Source organism: Sphingomonas sp. PP-CE-1G-424, assembly GCF_004341085.1.
Lineage (GTDB): Bacteria > Pseudomonadota > Alphaproteobacteria > Sphingomonadales > Sphingomonadaceae > Sphingomonas.
In genome coordinates this window covers 617,167-639,633 of the sequence record NZ_SLXW01000002.1, presented here as the reverse complement: position 1 = coordinate 639,633, position 22,467 = coordinate 617,167, and the positions used below count along the sequence as shown (strand labels likewise).

23 protein-coding genes and 1 tRNA gene are annotated in these 22,467 nt (G+C 65.8%); 9 read left to right on the top strand and 15 right to left on the bottom strand.

Annotated elements, in window-relative coordinates; all coding sequences use genetic code 11:
* Nucleotides 1-130: 130 nt before the first annotated feature.
* Nucleotides 131-337: a 30S ribosomal protein S21 gene (gene rpsU, locus C8J43_RS08035; RefSeq protein ID WP_055878578.1), complete on the bottom strand. Its 207-nt coding sequence runs from the start codon at nucleotides 335-337 to the stop codon at nucleotides 131-133.
* Nucleotides 338-513: 176 nt separating this feature from the next.
* Between rpsU and cysS the strand changes: the two genes are divergently transcribed.
* The 4 genes from cysS (at nucleotide 514) to C8J43_RS08015 (ending at nucleotide 4,760) form a co-directional block, all read left to right on the top strand.
* A complete protein-coding gene (gene cysS / locus C8J43_RS08030; protein WP_133030431.1) occupies nucleotides 514-1,944 on the top strand; it encodes a cysteine--tRNA ligase in 1,431 nt (476 codons plus the stop codon).
* A 231-nt stretch (nucleotides 1,945-2,175) separates the two neighbouring features.
* On the top strand, nucleotides 2,176-3,114 hold the full coding sequence (locus C8J43_RS08025; protein WP_133030430.1) for a D-2-hydroxyacid dehydrogenase: 939 nt from the start codon (nucleotides 2,176-2,178) through the stop codon (nucleotides 3,112-3,114).
* A gap of 98 nt (nucleotides 3,115-3,212) precedes the next feature.
* Nucleotides 3,213-4,586 (top strand): 3-deoxy-7-phosphoheptulonate synthase class II, encoded by a 1,374-nt coding sequence (locus tag C8J43_RS08020; RefSeq protein WP_133030429.1) that lies wholly within the window; start codon nucleotides 3,213-3,215, stop codon nucleotides 4,584-4,586.
* A 99-nt stretch (nucleotides 4,587-4,685) separates the two neighbouring features.
* Nucleotides 4,686-4,760: transfer RNA gene (locus C8J43_RS08015), tRNA-Glu, on the top strand.
* A gap of 140 nt (nucleotides 4,761-4,900) precedes the next feature.
* On the opposite strand, the gene C8J43_RS08010 is transcribed toward C8J43_RS08015, so the two are convergent.
* The 9 genes from C8J43_RS08010 to C8J43_RS07970 are packed head-to-tail and all read right to left on the bottom strand — an operon-like array spanning nucleotide 4,901 to nucleotide 13,624.
* On the bottom strand, nucleotides 4,901-6,580 hold the full coding sequence (locus C8J43_RS08010; RefSeq protein WP_133030428.1) for a GMC family oxidoreductase: 1,680 nt from the start codon (nucleotides 6,578-6,580) through the stop codon (nucleotides 4,901-4,903).
* Between the two features lie 38 nt (nucleotides 6,581-6,618).
* A complete protein-coding gene (locus C8J43_RS08005) occupies nucleotides 6,619-7,452 on the bottom strand; it encodes a sugar phosphate isomerase/epimerase (protein WP_133030427.1) in 834 nt (277 codons plus the stop codon).
* On the bottom strand, nucleotides 7,449-8,030 hold the full coding sequence (locus tag C8J43_RS08000) for a gluconate 2-dehydrogenase subunit 3 family protein (RefSeq protein WP_133030426.1): 582 nt from the start codon (nucleotides 8,028-8,030) through the stop codon (nucleotides 7,449-7,451). Before C8J43_RS08000 ends, C8J43_RS08005 begins: the two co-directional genes overlap by 4 nt.
* Nucleotides 8,027-8,872: a DUF1080 domain-containing protein gene (locus C8J43_RS07995; protein ID WP_243645469.1), complete on the bottom strand. Its 846-nt coding sequence runs from the start codon at nucleotides 8,870-8,872 to the stop codon at nucleotides 8,027-8,029. The genes C8J43_RS08000 and C8J43_RS07995 overlap by 4 nt, the downstream gene beginning before the upstream one ends.
* Nucleotides 8,869-9,780, bottom strand: a complete 912-nt coding sequence (locus C8J43_RS07990) for a TIM barrel protein (protein WP_133030425.1) — start codon at nucleotides 9,778-9,780, stop codon at nucleotides 8,869-8,871. The genes C8J43_RS07995 and C8J43_RS07990 overlap by 4 nt, the downstream gene beginning before the upstream one ends.
* 13 nt (nucleotides 9,781-9,793) lie before the next feature.
* Entirely contained in the window at nucleotides 9,794-10,180 is a 387-nt protein-coding gene (locus tag C8J43_RS07985) for a c-type cytochrome (protein ID WP_133030424.1), read from the bottom strand.
* A complete protein-coding gene (locus tag C8J43_RS07980) occupies nucleotides 10,177-11,322 on the bottom strand; it encodes a Gfo/Idh/MocA family oxidoreductase (protein ID WP_133030423.1) in 1,146 nt (381 codons plus the stop codon). Before C8J43_RS07980 ends, C8J43_RS07985 begins: the two co-directional genes overlap by 4 nt.
* Nucleotides 11,319-12,383: a sugar phosphate isomerase/epimerase gene (locus C8J43_RS07975; RefSeq protein ID WP_133030422.1), complete on the bottom strand. Its 1,065-nt coding sequence runs from the start codon at nucleotides 12,381-12,383 to the stop codon at nucleotides 11,319-11,321. The genes C8J43_RS07980 and C8J43_RS07975 overlap by 4 nt, the downstream gene beginning before the upstream one ends.
* On the bottom strand, nucleotides 12,380-13,624 hold the full coding sequence (locus C8J43_RS07970; protein WP_133030421.1) for an MFS transporter: 1,245 nt from the start codon (nucleotides 13,622-13,624) through the stop codon (nucleotides 12,380-12,382). The genes C8J43_RS07975 and C8J43_RS07970 overlap by 4 nt, the downstream gene beginning before the upstream one ends.
* 125 nt (nucleotides 13,625-13,749) lie before the next feature.
* Here C8J43_RS07970 and C8J43_RS07965 point away from each other — a divergent pair, with 125 nt between their 5' ends.
* From C8J43_RS07965 to C8J43_RS07955, 3 genes are all read left to right on the top strand, one after another.
* A complete protein-coding gene (locus C8J43_RS07965; RefSeq protein WP_133030420.1) occupies nucleotides 13,750-14,754 on the top strand; it encodes a LacI family DNA-binding transcriptional regulator in 1,005 nt (334 codons plus the stop codon).
* Nucleotides 14,755-15,027: 273 nt separating this feature from the next.
* Nucleotides 15,028-15,792 (top strand): NUDIX domain-containing protein, encoded by a 765-nt coding sequence (locus C8J43_RS07960; RefSeq protein ID WP_133030419.1) that lies wholly within the window; start codon nucleotides 15,028-15,030, stop codon nucleotides 15,790-15,792.
* A 4-nt stretch (nucleotides 15,793-15,796) separates the two neighbouring features.
* On the top strand, nucleotides 15,797-16,546 hold the full coding sequence (locus C8J43_RS07955; RefSeq protein ID WP_133030418.1) for an extensin family protein: 750 nt from the start codon (nucleotides 15,797-15,799) through the stop codon (nucleotides 16,544-16,546).
* 8 nt (nucleotides 16,547-16,554) lie between these two features.
* Here the strand turns inward: C8J43_RS07955 and C8J43_RS07950 are convergent, their stop codons facing one another.
* From C8J43_RS07950 to C8J43_RS07935, 4 genes are all read right to left on the bottom strand, one after another.
* Nucleotides 16,555-17,109 carry a hypothetical protein gene (locus C8J43_RS07950; RefSeq protein WP_133030417.1) on the bottom strand — a complete coding sequence of 185 codons (555 nt, stop codon included), beginning with the start codon at nucleotides 17,107-17,109 and terminating at the stop codon, nucleotides 16,555-16,557.
* Nucleotides 17,110-17,345: 236 nt separating this feature from the next.
* Entirely contained in the window at nucleotides 17,346-17,645 is a 300-nt protein-coding gene (locus tag C8J43_RS07945; RefSeq protein WP_056051272.1) for a hypothetical protein, read from the bottom strand.
* Between the two features lie 81 nt (nucleotides 17,646-17,726).
* Nucleotides 17,727-18,506 (bottom strand): transglutaminase family protein, encoded by a 780-nt coding sequence (locus tag C8J43_RS07940; RefSeq protein WP_056491021.1) that lies wholly within the window; start codon nucleotides 18,504-18,506, stop codon nucleotides 17,727-17,729.
* Between the two features lie 88 nt (nucleotides 18,507-18,594).
* Nucleotides 18,595-19,344 (bottom strand): Bax inhibitor-1/YccA family protein, encoded by a 750-nt coding sequence (locus C8J43_RS07935; RefSeq protein WP_133030416.1) that lies wholly within the window; start codon nucleotides 19,342-19,344, stop codon nucleotides 18,595-18,597.
* A 122-nt stretch (nucleotides 19,345-19,466) separates the two neighbouring features.
* Here C8J43_RS07935 and thpR point away from each other — a divergent pair, with 122 nt between their 5' ends.
* Both thpR and C8J43_RS07925 read left to right on the top strand, forming a co-directional pair.
* Nucleotides 19,467-20,024 carry an RNA 2',3'-cyclic phosphodiesterase gene (gene thpR, locus C8J43_RS07930; RefSeq protein ID WP_133030415.1) on the top strand — a complete coding sequence of 186 codons (558 nt, stop codon included), beginning with the start codon at nucleotides 19,467-19,469 and terminating at the stop codon, nucleotides 20,022-20,024.
* A gap of 43 nt (nucleotides 20,025-20,067) precedes the next feature.
* Nucleotides 20,068-20,604 carry a superoxide dismutase family protein gene (locus tag C8J43_RS07925; protein ID WP_133030414.1) on the top strand — a complete coding sequence of 179 codons (537 nt, stop codon included), beginning with the start codon at nucleotides 20,068-20,070 and terminating at the stop codon, nucleotides 20,602-20,604.
* Between the two features lie 252 nt (nucleotides 20,605-20,856).
* On the opposite strand, the gene C8J43_RS07920 is transcribed toward C8J43_RS07925, so the two are convergent.
* Nucleotides 20,857-22,458 carry an MFS transporter gene (locus C8J43_RS07920; protein WP_133030413.1) on the bottom strand — a complete coding sequence of 534 codons (1,602 nt, stop codon included), beginning with the start codon at nucleotides 22,456-22,458 and terminating at the stop codon, nucleotides 20,857-20,859.
* Between the last annotated feature and the right edge of the window lie 9 nt (nucleotides 22,459-22,467).

Sequence of the window (22,467 nt, the reverse complement as noted above, 5' to 3'; positions counted from 1 at the left end):
CGGATCAGGCCCCGGTCATCTGGTCACGCCGGAGCGCCGTGCGTGCCGTTGGAAAGCAAACGGGGGCGCCGATCACGACACCCCCCGAAACTATCGGCCTGCCCGTTCGCCGGGCCTGGCCGACCAAATCTTACCGTGCGCCGTCGCGCTCTGCGCGCTTGCGGTCGAGCTTGCGCGAGCGACGAATCGCCGCTGCACGCTCACGTGCACGCTTCTCCGACGGCTTCTCATAGTGCCGGCGCAGCTTCATCTCGCGATACACGCCTTCGCGCTGCAGCTTCTTCTTGAGCGCGCGAAGGGCCTGGTCGACGTTGTTGTCGCGTACGATGATCTGCATAAACCCGTTAAGCTCCGGTCGAATAGATTTTTGCCGTCGCGAATAGGTCCGCGCCGCATGAACTGGGGCCTATCAGGGGAGTGCGGGGGTTTCAAGCCAAACCGCGCTTCCCCGTATATCGGCACGCCACTTTGCTGCCTTTGCGGCCGCACCAATGCATCGCTAAGAGCAGCCGCATGACCCGCATTCCCCTGACCCTGTATAACAGCCTCACGCGCCAGCTCGAGACGTTCCAGCCGATCGACCCAACCGATGTCGGGCTCTACACCTGCGGGCCGACCGTCTATAATTACCAGCACATCGGCAACATGCGTGCCTTCCTGTTTGCCGACACGCTGGGCCGCGTGCTGCGGTGGAAGGGATGGCCGACGACTCACGTCATCAACATCACCGATGTCGGGCACCTGACCTCCGACGCCGATGTCGGCGACGACAAGATGGAGAAGGCCGCTGCCGCACAAGGACGTTCGATCTGGGAGATCGCGGCCTATTACACCGACGTGTTCAAACGCGATGTCGCGCGCCTCAACATCGTTTCGCCAGCACGCTGGGCGGTCGCGACGGATCATATCGCCGAGATGGTCGCGTTCGCCGAACAGATCGCACCGAAGCACTGCTATATGCTCGACAGCGGGCTGTATTTCGATGTGGCGACGGTCCCGGACTATGGCCGCCTCGCACGTGCCGGGAACGACGACATCGAAAGCCGAATCGAACCCGTCGCCGGCAAGCGCAACCCGCAGGACTTCGCGATCTGGCGCACCTCGACTCCGGGCGAAAACCGCCAGATGGAATGGGATTCACCCTGGGGCCGCGGCGCTCCCGGCTGGCATCTCGAATGCTCGGTGATGAGCAAGCATTACCTCGGCGCGCATTTCGACATCCACACCGGCGGGATCGATCACCGCGAGATTCATCATCCCAACGAGATCGCGCAGAACCAGGCGCATTGCGAGTGCGGCGATACCGGTGCGAGCGTCTGGATGCACAACAACTTCTTGGTCGAACGCGCGGGCAAGATGTCGAAGTCGACCGGCCAGTTCACGACGATGCAGACGATCGTCGATCGCGGCTTCCACCCCCTCGCCTACCGCCTGATGTGCCTTCAGGCGCACTATCGCAGCGAGCTTGAATTCTCTTGGGAGAACCTCGCGGCGGCAGCGATCCGCCTGAAGCGGATGGTGCAGGCGGTCGAGACGTTGCGTGCCCGCGAGCCCGGCGGCCCGTCGGGCAGCGCGCATGCCTATGCCGATCGGCTGGAAGAGGCCGTATCGGACGATCTCGCGACGCCTCGCGCGCTGCCGATCCTCGACGAACTGCTCGCGGACAAGCGAGTCGCTCCAGCGGACCGGATCGCCGCGCTGGACGATTTCGACGCGGTGCTGGGACTCGATCTCGCGACGATCAGCCGCGAGGACCTGCGGATCCGCCCGGTAACGGCAACGATCGACGAAGCCACCATCGCCGCGCGTCTCTCGGACCGCCGCGACGCCCGCGCCGCAAAGGATTTCGAACGGTCGGATGCGATCCGCGACGAACTCGCCGCCGCCGGAGTCGAGGTGATGGACGGCGACTCGCTCGGCTGGGACTGGAAGATCGCGCTCTAAGTAACGCTCACCAGCTTCGGCGCTATCCGATCCTCCCCCGCCAGGGGGGAGGTGGCTGGCCCTTGCCAGACGGAGGGGGAGGAAAAGGCAACCTTTATGCGTGCCCTCCCCCTCCGTCGCATGCGGCGCCACCTCCCCCTGGCGGGGGAGGATGGAGAAGTCGTACGCGAACCAACTCGTTCCTATCCCGCCACAACTTGACATGCCTCGCCGCGCGCCGATGCTCTCCCAATGAAAGCCGTCCTCCCCGCCGCCGCCCGCCCGCTCCTCGAACCGCACCTCCCCGCGGACCTCGACATCGCCTGGTTCACCAAGCCCGCCGAGGCGAACGCGATGATCGCCGATGCGGACATAGCCTGGGTCGACATGCAGCCGACCGAGCTCGTCGCCGACGCGATCCGCCACGCCGGGCCGACCCTCAGATGGGTCTCGACGATCTACGCCGGGCTCGACGCGTTCCCGCTCGGCACGCTGCGCGAGAACGGCGTCACGCTGACCAACGGTGCGGGCATCAACGCCGTCGCGGTCGCCGAATACGCCGTGATGGCCGTGCTCGTCGCCGCCAAGCGCTTCGACACCGTCGTTCGCGCGCAGGACCGCCACGAATGGCTCAAGGACGCGCCCGGCAAGATCGAACTCGCCGGCACCAAGGCCCTCGTCATCGGCTACGGCACGATCGGCAAGATGATCGGCGATCGCCTGAGCGCGTTCGGCGTCGACGTCACCGGCGTCACGCGCACCGGCCGCGACGGCACGCTCACACCCGACGCGTGGCGCGATCGGCTCGGAGACTTCGACTGGATCATCCTGGCCGCCCCCTCGACCGGCGCCACGCACGCGATGATCGGCCGCGACGAACTCGCGGCGATGAAACCGTCCGCATGGCTGATCAATATCGCCCGCGGCGACATGATCGACGACGACGCACTGATCGCCGCGCTCACCGCGGGCGGCATTGCGGGTGCGGTGCTCGACCCGACCAGCCCCGAGCCGCTGCCCCCTGAGCACCCGCTGTGGTCGACGCCCAACGCAATCGTGACGATGCATCTGTCGGGCCGCAGCCAGACGACCATGTTCGCGCGCGGCGCCGCGCTATTCCTCGACAACCTTGCCGCGTTCCTAGCGAACAAACCGATGAGGAACGTCGCCGACCTCAACGCGGGCTATTGAAACCAGCCGACACACCCGCCCCAAAGCTTTACTTCATTGCGCGAAAAGGCATTTTCCCGCATGGCCAGCCCCACAATTCATCAATCGGACGACATGATATGGCCGCGAACTGGGCCCCCGACAGCTGGACGCGTCACGAAGCACGACAGCTCCCCACCTATCCCGACGCCGCCGCGCTGACCGCGGCGACCGACCAGCTGGCCACGTTCCCGCCGCTCGTGTTCGCCGGCGAAGCGCGCAACCTTACCGCGTCGCTTGCCGAAGTCGCCGCCGGCAAGGCGTTCCTGCTCCAGGGCGGCGATTGCGCTGAGAGCTTCGCTGAGCATAGCGCCAACAATATCCGCGACACGTTCCGCGTCATCCTCCAGATGGCCGTCGTGCTCACTTACGCGTCGAAGCTGCCGGTCGTGAAGCTCGGCCGCATGGCGGGACAGTTCGCCAAGCCGCGCTCGACCGATACCGAGACGATCGGCGGCGTCGAGCTGCCCTCGTACCGCGGCGACAACGTCAACGATATCGCCTTCACCGCGGAATCGCGCGCGCCCGACCCTCAGCGGATGATCCGCGCCTATTCGCAGTCGGCGGCGACGCTCAACCTGCTGCGAGCGTTCGCACAGGGCGGCTACGCGAACCTGCATCAGGTTCACCGCTGGACGCACGACTTCATGGGCCGCAGCCCCTGGTCGAAGAAATACGCCGAGACCGCGGACCGGATCGGCGAGGCGCTCGAGTTCATGGCCGCCTGCGGGATCGATCCCGAGACCGTGCCGCAGCTCGCGCAGACGCATTTCTACACCAGCCACGAGGCGCTTCTGCTCCAGTACGAGCAGGCGCTGACCCGGCAGGATTCGCTGACCGGTGACTGGTACGATACCAGCGCGCATTTCCTGTGGATCGGCGATCGCACGCGCTTCGAGGGTTCGAGCCACGTCGAATACCTCCGCGGCATCGGCAACCCGATCGGCATCAAGTGCGGCCCGAGCCTCGAGCCCGACGCCTTGTTGCGCATGCTCGACACGCTCAACCCAGGCCGCGTCCCCGGCCGGATGACGCTGATCACGCGCTATGGCTATGACAAGATCGAGGCCAACCTGCCCCGCCTGGTCCGAGCCGTCACGCGCGAGGGCCATCCGGTGGTGTGGAGCTGCGACCCGATGCACGGCAACGTCGTCAAGGCCGCCAACGGCTACAAGACGCGGCCGTTCGATCGCATCCTCGCCGAAGTCCGCGGCTTTTTCGCGGTCCACCGCGCGGAAGGCACGCACGCTGGCGGCATCCATGCCGAGATGACCGGGCAGAACGTGACCGAGTGCACGGGCGGTGCGGTCGACGTGACCGAGCAGTCGCTAGCCGACCGCTATCACACCCATTGCGACCCCCGCCTCAACGCCAGCCAGAGCCTCGAGCTCGCGTTCCTGCTGGCCGAGATGCTCAACGAGGAAATGGCCGAGCGCAAGAAGGCTGCCGCCTGACAAAACGGGCGCCTGACGAAACGGGCGGGCGTCTAAGGAATTATCGGCAAGCGTCTTGACGCCTGCCACCCCATTCCGTAGACGCCCGCATCTGCTAACGGCCCCTTCGTCTAGCGGTTAGGACGACGCCCTCTCACGGCGTAAGCACGAGTTCGATTCTCGTAGGGGTCACCAGCTGTCATTGAAAACACGTAGCGCTGGAATATGCGCAGTCTTTCAACATCCCAAAGTACATAATTAGCTGGCCAAAACGGCCGCGCCGTAACGCCACTCCACGCCGCCTATTTTCTGGTCGGCGGCGTAACCCACCGTCGCTAGGCGCGCGACTTTTTCTGACGAACCGCATGATCGGCAGCACGGGCGGTCAGCGCCATAAAAGTCAGTGACGGGTTTACGCACGAGATCGAGGCCATTTGCGCCCCGTCGGTCACATACAGGTTGGACGCCGCGTGCGCCTGGCTCCATTCGTTGAGCACCGAGGTGCGCGGATCGCGGCCCATGCGGGCACCGCCCATCTCATGGATCGCGTCGCCGGGGACGTGCTCGCTCTCCGAACTCTTGACGTTGGTGAGCCCTGCACCTTTCAGCATCGCCTCGCCCTGCGCCCGTGCGTCGGTCATCATCTTCAGTTCGTTGTCGCGGAAGCGCACGTCGAAACGGACCAGCGGCACGCCGAACCGGTCGACCTTGGTAGCGTGCAGCGAAACCTTGTTGTCGGCATAGGGAAGGCACTCGCCGAACGCGCCCATGCTGAACCGCCACGGCGCGTATTTCCGCATGCCCTGCTTCATAGATGCGCCGAAGCCGACCGGGGCGGCGGGGTTGCGATAGGCGCTGCCCTGATAGCCATAGCCGCGCTTGAAGCCGACGCCCTCGTTGCCGCCGATGTTGCGAAAGCGCGGGATGTAGACGCCGCCGGGCCGGCGACCGAATTCGATGAACTCCTCCATGCCGGGGATGTCGCCTTCGATCCCGACGCGGAAGATGTGGTCCATCACATAGCGGCCCAGCGTGCCGCTCTCGTCGAAATAGCTGCGGTCACTGCCCGGCGCGCGCGAGTTCAGCAGGATCTGCGTCGAGGCGATCGCCGACGCGCAGAGGAAGACGAGGTCGGCGTTGACGGTTTGCGCCTGGCCGGTCTTGGCGTCGATATAGCGGACGCCGGTAACCTTTTTCCGTGCCGCGTCGTACACAAGGTTGGTGACGACCGAGTCCGACTTGAGCGTCAGGCGACCGGTCGCGCGGGCGGCTGGCAGGGTAACGGCCTGAGTCGAGAAATAGGCGCCGAACGAGCAACCATTGCCGCACTGGTTGCGGAACTGGCATTTCGTGCGGTTCTGGTCGGGCTTGTCCTCGGTCATGTTCGACAGCCGCGTGTTGATCAGTTTGCGGCCGGGGAACTTGGATTCGAGACCTTGCTTCAACCACTTCTCGGCGACGTTCATTGGCATCGGCGGCTGGAATTCGCTGTCGGGCAAATAGGCGAGGTTCTCGCGCGAGCCGGACACGCCGATGTATTTCTCGACATAGCTGTACCACGGCGCGACGTCATCATAGCCGATCGGCCATTCGCCATCGATGCCGTCGCGCTTGTTCGCCTCGAAGTCTTGCGGGCTCCAGCGGAAGCACCAACGGCCCCATATCAGCGACTTGCCGCCGACCGCGCCCGGCCGGATCCAGTAGAACTTGCTGCCCTCGTCATAGGCGTACGGGTTCAGCCGGTCGTCATTGTGGAACTCGCGGTTACTGGGCTGGACATAGCCGTGCTTGGCGATGAAATAGTCGCTCTCCACCAATGGCTTGGGCATGATGTTGCGCGCGGGCACCTCGTATGCGGGCTTGCCGTCATAGGTGTAGCCTTCGCCATGCTCGACCATCTTGCCGCGATCGAGCATCAGGACGCGGAGGCCCTTCTCGGTCAATTCCTTCGCAGCGAAACCGCCGCTGACGCCCGAACCGATTACGATCGCGTCGAACCTGTTGGTCTCGGCCATGATCTTCCTCTCCTAATCTCTTGTAAGAACGCGCCCGATCAGAAACGAAGCGCGCGCAACGTCCGGAAACTCGTGGTGATGTCGGGCAGGTATGGTGCCGGGGCCTGGTCGTTCTCGACGTAGAAATGCCGGACGCCGGCGCTGCCCTTCAGCTTGAACAGCGCGGCGAAATCGACTGTGCCTGCGCCGACCGCCGCCATGCTGCGATCGGGGCGCATATCCTTGACGTGGTAGGCATAGATCCGCTGCGACAGGCGTTCGATCAGCGTCGTCAGGTTCTCGCCCGCATGCAGCGCCCAGTATAGATCGAGTTCGAGCTTCACGAGCGCGGGGTCGGTCTCCTTCAGCAGCCGCTCGTACAGGCTGACGCCGCCCGGCTTAGTGGTGAACTCGAAATCGTGATTGTGATACGCAAAGCCCAGCCCGGCCTTTTTCAGGTCGGTGGCGAACCGGTTGAAGTTCGGCAGTGCCGCGGTCCAGCCCGCTTCGTTGCGATGCTCGTCGGTCATGTACGGCAGCACGACCGTGGTCGCACCGAGCGTCTTGGCCATCGTCACCGACTGGTCGAACCGCTGGAGCAGCGCGTCGTAGCCGATATGCACCGAGGGCGCGGTCAGGCCGAGCTTGTCCATCGTCCGGCGCAGCTGCGCGTGGTCCATGCCCTCGTAGCCGCCACCGCCAAATTCGACCTCGCGGTAGCCGATCTTGGCGACCTGCCCGAGCGTACCGAACGGGTCCTTCGAGAAGATGTCGCGGATGGTGTAGAGTTGCAGGCCGATCGCCTTCAACTGTGCCGCGGAGGCGGTCGGCACGAATGCGAGCGCTGCAACCGCGCCGGAGCCGGCGAGCAGGTTTCTACGGCTGAGGATCATGCGGAATACACCTTGTTGACCTGAGAATAGGGGAAAGCGCCGTTATACTCGCCCGGCACCGGCAGATATTCGCGCTCCTGCGTCATGCCGATTTCCGACGTGTAATAGCCGGTGACGACGAGCTGGCGGAACGCCTCGAAGAAGACGCCGCCCGACGGGATCTGGTCGTTCATCGCGAGCGTGAGCAGCGCGTCGTGCTGTGCCGCGGTCGCCTTTGCGCCGGGGACCTTGTAGTCCGCCAAGCTTCGCGCTTCGATCGCGTCGAGGCCGGCGAGGATCGGGACGCGATCGGCGGGTGCGGCCCAGTCGGCGAGCAACTTTTCGATAAACGCGGGGACGCCCGCGGCAATCGCGCCCGGCGTGTCGGTGGTCGGCAGGACACGTTCGCTGAGTGCGGTCATCAGCGCGCGCTGGGGGGCTGTGAAGACCGCGACGCTCGGCGGACCTTCGCTGATGACGGGGATGCCCGCCGCCGCGCCCGGTGTTGCCGCGACCCCGGCTGCGCGTGCGATCGGCGCATATAAAGCCGTGCCGAACATGGCGACGACACCGGCGAGTGCTGTTCTGCGGTCGATCATTTACCGTCCTTCTTCAGGTCCTGCGCGATTGCCGCTTCGGTCAGCGGACGGACCCAGATGTTGCGGAACGACACCGGCGAGTCGTGATCCTGCAACTGGATCGGCGCGGCGTCGGCGTGCGCGATGTAACTGGCGACCTTGCGCCAGATGGTGGTGCCGAGCATCGCCTGGTGGTTCTGGACGAGCACGCCGTTCAATAGCGCGGTAACGTAGGCGGGGCGAAGCAGGCTACCGTCGGCGGCGAAGCGCGGGTGCTCAAACACGATGTCGTAGGTCTGCCACTCGCCGGGACGGCGCGCGGCGTTCACCAGCGGCGGCTTCCAGCCATAGACCGCGCCGACGGTGCCATCGGCATAGGTCGGGTTTTGCGAGCCATCGAGGATCTGCAGTTCGTAGCGCTGCATGAACCAGATGCCGCTGTTGCCGCGATCCTGCGAGCTTTTCGTCGGCGGGTTGGGCGAGCGGAATTCGAGATGCATCTGCACGTCGCCAAAGCTCTGTTTCGAGACGAGGTTGTTCTCGCCGCCGCTTTTCGCGCGTGACGGGATCGTCAGCGCACCGTTGGCGATCGGCCAAGCGATGCGGTCAGGCTTCCATGCGTCGAGCGAACGCCCGTCGAACAGCACCACGGCGTCGGCGGGCGGACCACCGGGGGTAGTGGCCGGCGCGACCACGATCGGCGCGGGGCGGTCAGCGTCGTGGACGTGCCACTGGCCGCCGGGCAGCATCGGCGTGTCCTTGAAGCCAGGCTTGTCCTGCGCCGCGACCGGGCCCACCGTCGTCAACGCCATCGCCACGATGACACTCGCCATCACCACCGTCTTCATCCCCATCCCCTTCATGCTGCGTCGATCTCGCGATAGGCGGCGATCAGGCGATCCTCGCCTGCGCGGCCGGCGATCGAATTGCCGTGTTCCATACCGATCACGCCGGTGTAGCGTTTCGCCTTCAGCCATTTCACGATCGAGGCGAAGTTGATCTCGCCGGTCGACGGCTCGTTGCGGCCCGGATTGTCGCCGAACTGGATATAGCCGATCTCGCTCCAGCAGGTCGCCAGCGTCGGGATCAGATTCCCCGACTGGATCTGCTCGTGATACAGGTCGGCGAGGATCTTCACCGCGGGGCTGTTGGCACCGCGCGCGACCGCATAGCCCTGCGAGATCGTCTGCATGTAGACGCCGGGATGGTTGGTCCGCGTGTTGAGCGGCTCCATCACCATCGCCGTGCCCGACGACGCGACGATATCGCCCGCGCGGCGCATTACGTCGATCACGCGGGCGGTCTGGATATCCACGGGCACCTTCGGGTCCATGAAGCCGGTGACGACGGTCATGTGCTTCGCGTTCAGTCGCTTGGCGACGTCGAGCGACGCGCGGATGTCGGCGAGGAATGCCTCGCGCTCGGCGCCGTCGTTCGCGCCGAGGAGCGGCCGCGACTGCGACCATTTCGGCATGCTGGCGACGAACACGCCCATCGTCATGCCGCGCTGCGTGAGCGCCTTGGCCATCTGCTCCTGCTCGGCCACCGACCGCGTTGCCGCCTCGTTGTCCTCCCAGGCGGTGAAGCCCTGGTCGGCGGCGTAGGCGATCTGCTCGATCCGTCCGCCGCGGCTGGCGAAGCTGCCTTCGTGCGGGGCGTAGCCGAGCGAGAAGCGTGCGGCATTCGTGCTACGACGCTGGGCGGCGATCCCGGCGGGGATCAGCGAGGCGGCGGCACCGGCGGCAAGCAGGGTGCGGCGCGAGAGCGTCATGCGCGCGGCGCGATCACTTCGCGCCCTCCGCCTTGAGATACGCGATGATCGCCCCGCGCTTGGCGGCATCGGGCGTCGCGATCAGCATTCGCGTGCCCGGCACCTTCTTCTGGGGAGCTGCGAGATACTCGTTCAGCGTCTGCTCGTCCCAGCGCAGTTTCGACGCCTTCATCGCAGCGGAATAATTGAAGCCGGGCGTCGCTGCGGCGGCACGACCAACCACGCCGTACAGGTTCGGGCCGATGCCGTTGCGGCCGCCCTTCACCACGGTATGGCACGCGCGGCAGGCCGCGAACGCCGGCGGCGACGCTGCAGTCGATTGTGCGGTGGTCGGCACGGATATCGTGACCGCCGCAACCGCCGCGATGCTTCCCGCGACCAAGGCCATGAGCAACTTCATTCAGAGTCTCCCGAATCCATTGATGTCCATTTCCGGTCCGACCCGGCGTTAGCGATGACCGCCTCGATAAAGCGCATCGTGCGCAGGCCATCGGTCACGCCCGGAACCCAGCGTTTGTCGCCATCACCGCGGATTGCCGAGGCGAATGCGCGGTAGAGGTTGGCGAACGCCTCGATATACCCCTCGGGATGCCCCGCCGGAGTCCGCACCAGCGTGGTGGTCGCGTCGAGCATGCCCGGGCCGCCGGTACGCACGATCTCCGCCGGGCGGTCGAGCCAGCGGAGCGTCAGCGTGTTGGGCTCCATCTGTGACCAGTCGAGCCCGCCGTGTTCGCCGTGGATACGCAGTCGAAGCCCGTTCTCCTCGCCCGCCGCGACCTGGCTCGCCTTGAGCACGCCGCGTGCGCCGCCCTCAAAGCGGAGCAGTGCGCTGACGTCGTCGTCAAGCCGCCTGCCTTCGACATGCGTGGTGAGGTCCACCGAGACCGACTCCACCGACAGGCCGGAGACATGCTCGGCAAGCTGGAACGCATGCGTGCCGATGTCGCCGAGACAGCCGCCGAGACCGGCGCGCGCAGGATCGGTGCGCCATTCGGCCTGCTTGTTGCCATTGGTGTCGATCGGTTGGCTGAGCCAGCCTTGCAGATATTCGACCTGGACCAGACGGATCGCCCCGAGATCGCCGCGTTCGACCCGCGCGCGCGCCTCTTCGATCATGGGGTAGCCGCTATAGGTGAACGCCAGCGCAAACTGGCGGCCGCTGGCCTTGGCGGCAGCGGCGATCGCCTCGGCCTCGACAACGCTCATCGCCATCGGCTTTTCGCAGAATACGTGGAATCCGGCGTCCAGTGCCGCGATCGCCATTGGCGCGTGAAGGTAGTTCGGCGTGACGATCGCGAGCGCCTCGATTCGTTCGTCCACGGGCAATGTGCGTTCGTGCGCGATCAAGGCGTCGAGCGATGGGTAGACCCGCTGCGGGTCCAGTCCGAGCCGCTCGCCGGTGCGCGTGTTGCGCCCGCCATCGGTGCTGAACGCACCCGCCACCAGGTCCCAATCGCCGTCGAGCGCCGCCGCCATCCGGTGGACGGCGCCGATAAAGGCCCCCTCCCCGCCGCCGGCCATGCCGAGACGAAGCCGGCTCATGCCTGCCCCTCGGACAGTCCGAGTAGCTTGCGAATCGCGGTGCGATCGATGCCGCTAGCGGCGAAGTCGTCGAACGGGCGCTCGGTCAGGCGGATGATGTGGTCGCGGATGAACGGTGCACCTTCGCGGGCGCCGTCATCGGACCGTTTCAGCGCGCACTCCCATTCGAGCACCGCCCAGCCGTCATAGCCATATTGCGCCATCTTGCTGAAGATGCCGGAGAAATCGACTTGCCCGTCGCCGAGTGAGCGGAAGCGGCCAGCGCGATCGACCCAGTTCTCGTAGCCGCCGTACACGCCGGTGCGACCGTTCGGGTTGAACTCGGCATCCTTGACGTGGAAGCACGAAATCCGATCGTGATAGCGGTCGATGAAGTCGAGATAGTCGAGCTGCTGCAGCACGAAATGCGACGGATCGAACAGCAGGCGCGCACGAGGATGGTTGTCGACGGCCGCCAGGAACCGCTCCCAGGTCGCGCCGTCATGGACGTCCTCGCCGGGATGCACCTCGAACGCACAATCGACGCCCAAATCCTCGAACACGTCGAGGATCGGAGTCCAGCGACGCGCGAGTTCGGCGAACGCTTCCCCGATCAGCCCGGCGGGACGTTGCGGCCATGGATAGACGTACGGCCATGCCAGAGCGCCCGAGAATGTCGCATGCGCCGACAGGCCAAGGTTGGCGCTCGCCTTCGCCGCCAGTTTCACCTGCTCAACCGCCCAAAGCTGACGCTCGGCGGGTTTGCCGTGGACCTCGGGGGGGGCGAAGCCGTCGAACAGCGTGTCGTACGCCGGATGGACGGCAACGAGCTGGCCTTGCAGATGCGTCGACAATTCGGTCACTTCGATGCCGTGCTTCGCCAGCCGCCCGCGAAGATCGTCGCAATACGCCTTGCTTTCCGCGGCAAGCTTCAGGTCGATCAACTGCGCGTTGCAGGGGATCTGGACGCCGACATAGCCGAGCCCCGCCGCCCATTCCGCCAGACCGTCGAGCGTGTCGAACAGCGCTTCGTCGCCAAGGAACTGGGCGAGGAATATCCCGGGGCCCTTCATACCGGTCATGCTGCACTCTTTCTGGTGTCGTCGCGGAACGTGAACTGGAACAGCAGCGCGATCACTGCGGCGGCGATGGCGGGATACCACCACATATGCTGCCAGTCGGCGATGGTCGGCGATGCGGGCAGCTGCGCGTACAGCAGCGCGCCGATCTGCGAGCCGAGCAGCATGCCGACGCCGTAGGTGAACAGCGTCAGCATGCCCTGCGCCTGCGCGTTCACACCCTTCGGCGTCGCGATCGTGCCGGTGTAGATCGCGCCGGCGACGAAGAAGAAATCATAGCACACGCCGTGCAGCGCGACGCCGAGATACACCGCCCAGATCGACGATCCGCCATCGCCGATCGCGAACAAGGCGTAGCGCAGTGCCCATGCCGCCATGCCGACCAGCAGCAGCGGCTTCACGCCGAACCGGCGGTACAGCCACGGCATCGAGAACATGAAGACGAGCTCGGACATCTGCCCGATCGCGAGCGTGCCGCCGACGTTGCTGATGCCCGTCGCGCCGACATAGGGCGAGGCATAGGCGTAATACATCGCGAGCGGGATCGAGATCAGCGTCGCGCAGGTCATGAAGATCAGGAACGAGCGCTGGCGGAGCAACCCGAACGCCTCGACGCAGAACACCTGGCGGAGAACGCTCTCGTCGCGCGGCGCATCCGCCGTGACGTTCGGCAGCGTGAAGCTGTAGAGGCCGAGAACGATCGACACCACGCCTGCGACGCGGAAAATCTCCGGGCTAGCGGACAGGCCCGCCCAGCCGATGAGGAGGCCAGCGGTGATCCAGCCGAGCGTGCCGAACGCGCGGACGAACGGGAACTTGTCGGTCCGCTCGCCGAAGCTCTTCAGCGCGATCGTGTTCGCTAGGCCCACCGTCGGCATGTAGAGGATCATGTAGCAGAGCAGCAGCCAGACGAAGGTCCGGCCATTCTCGGGTGTGACCAGCGCCGGGAGCAGGAACAGCAGCACGCCGCCGATCAGGTGCAGGATCACCATCAGCATCCGCGGGGCGACGTAGCGCGCCGCCGCCATGCCGAGCAGGAACGAGCCGACGATCGACGCGATCGGCCCGACCGAAAAGGCGTTGCCGATGAGGTTGCCGATGCCGACGGTCTGCATGACGAGGCCGAGCGTGACGGTCCAGGCGCCCCAGACGAAGAACTGCAGGAACATCATCACGCTGAGGCGGCCGGTCAGCATTCCACCGACCGCGGGCGCGGCCTGAAATCCATCGTTCGTCACGGCCATTCGCCACCTCTCCGATCGCAGTTTTCCTGCTTGTCGGACACGAGGCTACGGAGGCGTGAAACGAATGTAAAGGATTACATCGGATATATATCGACACTGCCCCAAACCGGATCCATGACGAACGGATGCCGACGATCATCGAAGTGGCCGCACTCGCGGGCGTCTCCACCGCCACCGTGTCGCGCGTACTGAGCCGCCCCGAACAGGTGTCCGAGGAAACACGGCGGCGGGTGCTCGCGGTCGTCCGCGAGTCGGGGTATGCGCCCAATGTCGCCGCGCGCAGCCTGCGGACTTTGCGCGCGGCGAAGATCCTGCTGACGGTCCCCGACATCTCGAACGCGTTCTTCGCCAGCGTCATCCGCGGCGCGGAAGAGGCTGCGCGAGACGCGGGGTATTCGGTCGTCGTCGGCGACACGCGGCACGATCCAGACGTCGAGGATCAGTACGCTGATATGCTCTCACGCCGCGAAGTCGACGGGCTGATCTTCCTCGGCCACCGCCTGCCCGCCAGCCTTGCCCCGCTGCTGGCGCGCAAGGGGACCGCTGCGCCGATCGTCAACGGCTGCGAATACAGCCCGGACCTGGGCGTCCCCAGCGTCCACATCGACAATGCGGCCGCCAGCGCCGACGCGATCGACCATCTGATCGATCTCGGCCACCGCACCATCGGCGTCATCACTGGCCCCGAGATAAGCCCGATCAGCCGCGACCGCCTCGCCGGCGCGATCGTCGCCGCGACCCGCGCCGGCATGCGCGACAGCCTGCACATCCGCATCGGCGACTATTCCGCCGGATCCGCGGTCGACCACACGCGCGACCTGCTCGCGCACGACGTCACCGCGCTCTTCTGCTTCAGCGACGAGATGGCGATGGGCGCGCTCAGCGCGATCGGCGATGCGGGGCTCTCATGCCCCACCGACATCTCGGTGATCGGCTTCGACGACCTGCCGCTCGCGCGTTATTTTCAGCCTCCGCTGACCACCATCGCCCAGCCCAAGGGCATGATCGGGCGCCGCACGGTCGAACTGCTCGTCGACATCCTGCGCGGCGTCGACGGCCCTCCGCAGCAAGTCACGCTCCATCACGAACTCGTGGTGAGGAAAAGCACCGCGGCACTTCGCCCTCGATGACAGAAATCGGCGACAGGATTGTATGCCCGAGACTGACCGTCGTTTTCTCTTTCGCGTGACGCACGCTGCGTCTCTGGATCAAAGCTCAGCCGAACTGAAGCGGGCTATCGGCGGTGGCTTCGATAACGCTATGGGCGCGCCCCGCTGAACGGAGATCCGCCCGAGATTTACAGACGTTCGAGCCTTCAATGTCCTGAACCCCGCCGATCGAGAACGATCGGCAGACTTCGCGCATGCGCTACCGGACCGGCCGTTCGCGGAGTATCGCGGGCCATGCGCGAATCAGACCCGACGCCCCCGATCCCTGCAGCGACGTTGATCGTGTTCCGCGAAGCATCGGTAGGGCCACCCCAGATCCTGATGGTCGAGCGCGCGAAGGCGATGGCGTTCGCGGGGGGTGCACTCGTGTTTCCGGGCGGGCGGGTCGATCCCGGCGATCATGCGCTGGCGGCGTTGCTGGGGCGTTCCGACGCCGATACCGCCGCGCGGATCGCCGCGATTCGCGAGACTATCGAGGAAGTCGGACTGGCGATCGGCCTGTCGCCGGCACCATCGGCATCGACGCTCGCGACGCTCAGGGCCGCCTTGCACGCGGGGTTCCCCTTCGCGCAGGTGCTGGCGGAGGCAAAAACGCAGGTCGACGTCGATGCGCTCGAGTATTTCGCTCGATGGCTGCCCGCGCACGCCGCCGTGCGGATCTTCGACACGCGCTTCTATCTGGCCCGCCTGCCCGCCGGTGCGCCCGCACCCCGCGTCGACGCAACGGAGAATGTCCGCCTGTTTTGGTCCACCGCCGCCGACGTGTTGGCGGATGCCGATGCAGGCCGGGCCACGATCATCTTCCCGACCCGTCGCAATCTCGAACGGCTGGCGCAATTCGCCGATGTCGAGGCGGCAATTGCGCAGGCGCGGAGGCACCCGGTTCGCACGATCACGCCGTGGATCGAGACGCGCGACGGCGTCGATCATCTCTGCATTCCCGACGATCTCGGCTATCCCGTGACCGTGGAGCGGCTCAGCGACGCGGTTCGCGGCTAATCGCGTGCGCGCGCTTCGTCGTACGATCGGCGGGCTTACAGGGCTCGCATTGCTGGTCGCGCTCAGCCTCGTTCTGTGGGTCAACCTGCGCGCGCGACCGCAGGACTTGCCGTGGCCCCCGCTCAATCTCGGCCAACCGATCGGCGCGTTCACCGGCCGCAAGCTAACGGCGCTGACCCGAGATTTTCCAGCATGCCGGGCGATGCTCGACCAGGCCGGCGTGTCCTATACGGTCCTGCCGCCCCGTCGGGACGGGGACCGATGCGGCTATGCCGATGGGGTTCGCCTGGTCGAAGATCCCCGCACGGCAGATGGCAAGGTTCGGCGGATCGCGTTCAGCCCAGCGGGATTGGGCCTATCCTGCCCGGTCGCGGCGGCGCTAGCGTTGTGGGAGTGGAATGTCGTGCAGCCTGCCGCACAGCGGCATTTTGGCGCCCAAGTCGCGCGGATCGATCATCTCGGCAGCTATAGTTGCCGCCGCATCGCGGGCAGCGGCGCGACCGGCTGGAGCGAGCATTCGACAGCCGACGCCGTCGACATCGCGGGGTTTCGGCTCAGCAACGGCACGCGCATCACGATCGCGCGCGACTGGCGGGGCGACACGGCGAAAGCGGCGTTTCTCCACGACGTGCGCGACGGCGCATGCACGCTGTTCGCGACGACATTGTCACCCGATTACAATGCCGCACATGCCGACCATCTCCACCTCGACCAGGCCGAACGCGGATCGATCGGCTGGCGCGCGTGTCATTAAGTCTTCGATCAGTTCGCCAGCGTCGTCCCCGAATCGACCTTCTCCACCCAATAAGGAAAGAACGCCGGTTGACGGTTCGACCAGCCCGACGCGATCGCCGCGGCTTCGCTGATCGACTGGAGCAATTTTCGCCGGAGTTCGGGATGCAGATGCGGCAGCGCAGCGGCGGCGCAGAAGGCGGACGGCAGCCACGGCCGAACCTCCGCCCCGATCAGCCGCTCGTACAGGAAGCGCAACGCGGAAAAGCTGGTCAACCGCCCCTGTCCTAGATCGAACGCGACGAGGGTCATCAGCGGCGCGAGGAACGGCTCGATCGCGTCGAGACCGCTGTCGTCGGGCACCATGACGCGAAGATCGGGCAGCGCATTGTAGAGTCTCGCTTGGGCGCGGATGCTTGCCGCCTCGACGACATCGCGGGACCACCGCTCGGTCGCGTCGTCGCGGTCCAGCCCGACATCCAGAGACCGTCGGATGTAACGCTGCGCAGCGCTCGGAAAAGCCGCGAATTCCTTCATCTCGGCGAGGGTCATCGACCCCTGTGCCGGTTTCATTCTGGAAGCCATGTCGTCACCCCGCTCTCGTCAAGGAACCGGCAGACTATGCGCTCGGATGGTTAACAACGACCCTATCGCGCGTCATCTTTCCGTAACACCAAGCGACCATGAAAGCTGTTGCGCTGCAACAACGCTGCGACGAACCGAACGAAACTAAGCGATTTGATCGTCTTGCGCGGCGTTTGGGCAACAAAAAAGCGCCGGTCGTTGCCGACCGACGCCCGTTCGTTGAGCAGATGCGAGGGTTACGCCTGCTTTTCGCGCAGCGCCCGCTCGGCATCCTCGTCATAGCCCGACGACTTCGCCGGCTCGGTGCCAGACCCCGGCTGCGTCGCCGAAATCGGATCGCTGCCGTCCATCGACTCGTCGAGCCCGTTGTCGAGACGCGCGTCGGCGCTGTCCGGGTTCTTCTGCAGGCGCTTGCCGATCGACTTGTCCTGGCCCGCTTCCTGGCGCGGATCGCGACCCGAGCTCTTGCCCTCGGCATCCTTGTCGTCGGGCGCTACGGACAGGCTATCCAGCGCGCTCTTGTCTATGTCGGTCATTGCGACGTCCCTTTTTAATCTTGGCGATGACCAACGGTCGAAGCGAAGTTTGTTTCCCGGCGATGGGCTCCGCGGGGCGGCTCAATCCAGCGGCGTCACCTTCACCGTCTGCTCCCACAGATATGCCTGCCCGAACACCGTCATGAACGCGATATCGGTCGCATCGCGCCCGACGCAGACCCGCGCGATATCGCTGCACGTCGCCATCTTCGTCGCATCGATCAGCCGCCAGTCGCCTGCCAGCCACAGCTCCGCGACCGCATGGAAGTCGGGCGGATCGACACCCGGTGCATAGGCCGACACGCACCGCGCCGGAATCCCACCCGCCCGCGCGAGCGACACGAGCAGATGCGAATAATCCCGACACACCCCCGAGCGCGACGCGAACGTATCGAGCGCGGTCGTCTCGCCGCTGCTCGACCCGCAGCGATAGTCGAGCGACTGGTACACCCACTCGGTCAGCGCCGCCGCCAGCGGTCCGCCCTCCAGACCCCCGAACTCGCGCGCGACGAAGCCCTCGAATCGGTCCGACGGACAATAGCGGCTCGGCATCAGATACGGCGTCAGCTCGCCATCGAGCATTCGCGGCGGCGTTGCCGGATACAGCTCGAGCTGCACCCGCTCGCGATTTACGGCGACGATGGCCTTATACTCGGCCGTGAACCGGCCATGCCCGCGCGACCAGCAACGCTGGCCGATCCCGTCCTCGCCGCGCACCGCCCGGATCGGACTGTCGGACCACAGGGTAAGGGATTCGGACTCGATCGTCTGGTCGGCCATCGCCGCGGCCTCGATCTGGAGGAGCACATCGGCGTCCCCCGTAATCCCGTAATCCAGACGCACGTCGATCGAGAGCCGCATTGCGCGTCCCATTCCTGTCCCGAGGCCAAAAGAAAAGGGCCCGGCGGTGTCCCGCCGAGCCCTGCGTTCGTCACACCCTTAGCGGGAGTTAGTTGCGGCTGCTACCAAACAGACGCAGCACGAACATGAACATGTTGATGAAATCGAGGTACAGGCTCAGCGCCGACATGATGACGACCTTGCCGACCATGTCCGTGCCGGCGACCTGCGCATACAGGCTCTTGGTACGCTGCGTGTCGTAGGCGGTGAGGCCTGCGAACAAGAGCACACCAACGCCGCTGATGACCAGCTGCATGACGCCCGACTGCAGGAACATGTTGATCAGGCTCGCGACCAGCAGGCCGACGACACCGATGATCAGGAACGTCCCGAACGCCGACAGGTCGCGCTTGGTGGTGTAGCCGTACAGGCTGAGCGCCGCGAAACCGGCTGCAGTGGCGAAGAACGCACCCGCGATCGACGTGCCGCTATAGACCAGGAAGATGGTCGACATCGACAGACCCATCAGGACGGCAAAGCCCCAGAAGAGCATCTGCATCGTGCCGGTCGACATCTTGTTCTGGCCGTAGCTCATGCCGAACACGATCGCGAGCGGCGAGAACATGATGACGTACTTCAGGATGCCACCGCTCATGAACACCTGTGCGGCGGGCGACTCTGCGCCGCCCCATGCGAACAGCATCGCGACGATGCCCGTCAGCAGGACAGCCGAGCCCATGTAGTTATACACGGACAGCATGTACGACCGGAGACCAGCGTCATAGGCCTCGGTACGCTGGCCCGTGGCCGTCGTTCCGAACGGCGCGGCGCGGGGCCGGGGGTCAGACCAATTAGCCATTGTGAAATTAGCTCCTTTGTCCGGCATGGTGCCGGTTACGGTGAATATCGTCTTTTACAGGACGCTTTTCAAGCAGAGTGGTTGCATCGGCATGGTGGTTCGCGGTTAACCTGCCGCAATCCATGATTCGCCTTTTCGTCGCCCTTCGCCCTCCGCCCGCTATCCGTCAGAGCTTGCTCGACATAATGGAGGGCGTTCCGTCCGCACGATGGCAGGACGAGGAGCAACTGCACGTGACGCTGCGCTTCATCGGCGAGGTCGAACGGCCGGTCGCGGAGGACGTCGCGGTCGCGTTGAGCCAGATCGTCGCGCCGATCTCGAGTGTAACGCTCACCGGAGTCGGCCGCTTCGAGAAGCGCGGACGGACCGATACGCTTTGGGCCGGCGTGACGCCGCACGAGGCGCTCGCCGCGCTCCACCGCAAGGTCGACCAGGCGTGCGTTCGCGCCGGCCTCCCGCCCGAACACCGCGCGTATCTCCCGCACATCACCGTCGCGCGGCTGGCACGGTCGGCGGGTGTCGGGTTCGCGATCGAGGACTGGCTCGCGACGCATGCCGCACTGTCAAGCGCGCCCTTCCCGCTACCCCATCTCGTGCTGTACCAGAGCCATCTCGGCCGCGACGGCGCGACGTACGAACCGGTCGCGCGCTGGGCGCTCGATACCGGGGGTGGAACCTGAGCCACGGCGAAGGGTTCGCCAAGAGACAACAGGGAGAGACACTATGCGGATTGCGACACTGGCACTGCTCGGCGCGGCGACGATTGGACTCACCGCCTGCGAAAAGACCGGCATGGAGACCGGCGCACCTGTGTCCGGCGGCCAGCGCGCCACCGCGATGCTCCAGACCGCGACCGGCACCGACGTCGGCCGCGCCACCGCCACCGAAGTCGCGGGCGGGCTCCGCTTCACGCTCGACGCCAAGGCGATGCCCCCCGGCACGCACGGCGCACACATCCACATGGTCGGCCGCTGCGACGCCCCCGACTTCACGACCGCGGGCGGCCACTGGAACCCGACCGGCATGAAGCACGGCAGCATGAACCCGCAAGGCCCGCATGAAGGCGACCTGCCCAACCTGATCATCGGCACCGATGGACGCGGCACGATCGGCATCACGATCCCGGGTGCGACGATGGCCGGCCTGATGGACACGGACGGCTCGGCCTTCGTGGTGCATGCGGGTCCCGACGACATGATGACCGACCCGGCCGGCAACAGCGGCGGGCGGATCGCCTGCGGGGTGTTCCAGGCGGGGTGAGTGCGTGGCCCCTCCTAATCTTCAGGAGGGGCACATTCGCCCGCGCAACGTTCGTTCGTGCTGAGTAGAGACCGAGTAGTCGCGGAAGGCGGCGTATCGACGGCTCGTCTCGAAGCACCTGTCTCGCGCACTGACCCGCCCCCTCCCCGTTCGCCCTGAGCGAAGTCGAAGGGCATGCCCCAGGCGTAGGTGGCTCGACTTCGCTCAACACGAACGGAAGAGGGTGGCCGAGATAAGGTTCGCCAGGAGCGTTTAAACCGCCTCCCCCGCCGCCCGCGCCCTAGCCTCCCGCGTAGCCTCGGCCCCCGGCGCAAGCCGGTACGCAGCAACCGCACACGCCAGCGTGATCGGCGTCACCACCAGCAATGACAGCATCCCGATCGATAGGCTCCCGGTCAGCGTCGACACCCGCCCCGCCATATATGGCCCAAGCGCCAGCCCGATCAGCGTCGTCCCGATGAAGAACGTCGCCGTCGCCGTGCCCCGCATCCGCGGCAACACCATGTCTTGCGTCGTCGCAGCAGCCGCCCCCAGCGCGCACGACGCGGTCAACTGCGCGAGGAAGATCCCCGTGTAGAACGCTGCCGGCGACGACGCGGTGAAGGCGAGGATCAGGAACGGCACCGGCACCACCGCGCCGAAGATCACCACCCACAACCGCCCCGCCGGATTGCGCTGCCGCAACCGATCCGACACCACGCCGCCGATCGTCAGCCCCAGGAAGCCAGCGGTCGCGCCGAGGCTGCCGATCATGAACCCCGCCGACGCCGGCGTCGCGCCAAGCTCGCGCAACGCATAGGGCGCCGCCCAAAAACTCGCCGCGTAACTCAAAAATGCATTCAGCCCATACGCCACGACCGTGCACAGGAACGCCGGTGTGCCCACGATCAACGCGAAGGTCGGCGGATCGCGCCGCTTCAGCGCCGACGCCCACGAGAACACCGCATACACGCCGATCCCGATCGCCACCCATTGCGGCCAGGGCTCGCCCGCCGCCACCAGCCCCGACACCGCCGCGACCACCAGCGCGAGCGCAACGAGGTTATACCCGAGCGCCCGCGCGCCACCCATCGCAGCGCCGATCAAGGTCAGCGGCGGCACGATCGTCACCAGCTCGGCCCCGAACGCGCGGAACGGCGCCGGATGCTTTTCCGGCTCGGGCAGCCCCTCAACCAGCCCACGGATCGGCTCCTTCAACGTCGCGATCCAGACGGCGAGCAACAGCCCCGGCACGCCGACCGCCATGAACGCCGCCTGCCAGCCGACCAGCCCGAGCGGTCCGCCGCCGGGATAGGCCTTGTTCCAGCCCTGTACGATCAGCCCGCCGATGAACAACGAACAGCCGCCGCCCACGTACAATCCAGCGGAGTAGATCGACAACGCCGTCGCGCGCAGCCGCTTCGGAAAATAGTCGGAGATGATCGAGTATGCCGAAGGACTGGCGGTCGCCTCGCCGATCCCGACGCCGATCCGCGCCGCGGCAAGATGCCCGCCGGTCTTCGAAAAGCCCGACAGCGCGGTCATCACCGACCACAGCGACAGCCCGATCGTCATCAGCCTGACGCGGTGCCAATTGTCCGCCAGCCGCCCCAGCGGAATACCGAACAGCGAATAGAACACGCCGAACGCAGTGCCATACAGGAAGCCGAGATCCTGATCCTTCAGCCCCAGGTCGCGCTTGATGTCCTCCGCCAGGATCGAGATGATCTGCCGGTCCACGAAGTTCAGCACATAGACCAGGAACAGGACCGACAGCACATACCAGGCGTAGCGCGATGCGCCCTGTTCGGAGGGCGGGACGACGTCCGAGCTATCGCCCGATCGGTCAGCAAGCTCGTCTATAGTCGCCGCCATGATCCCTCC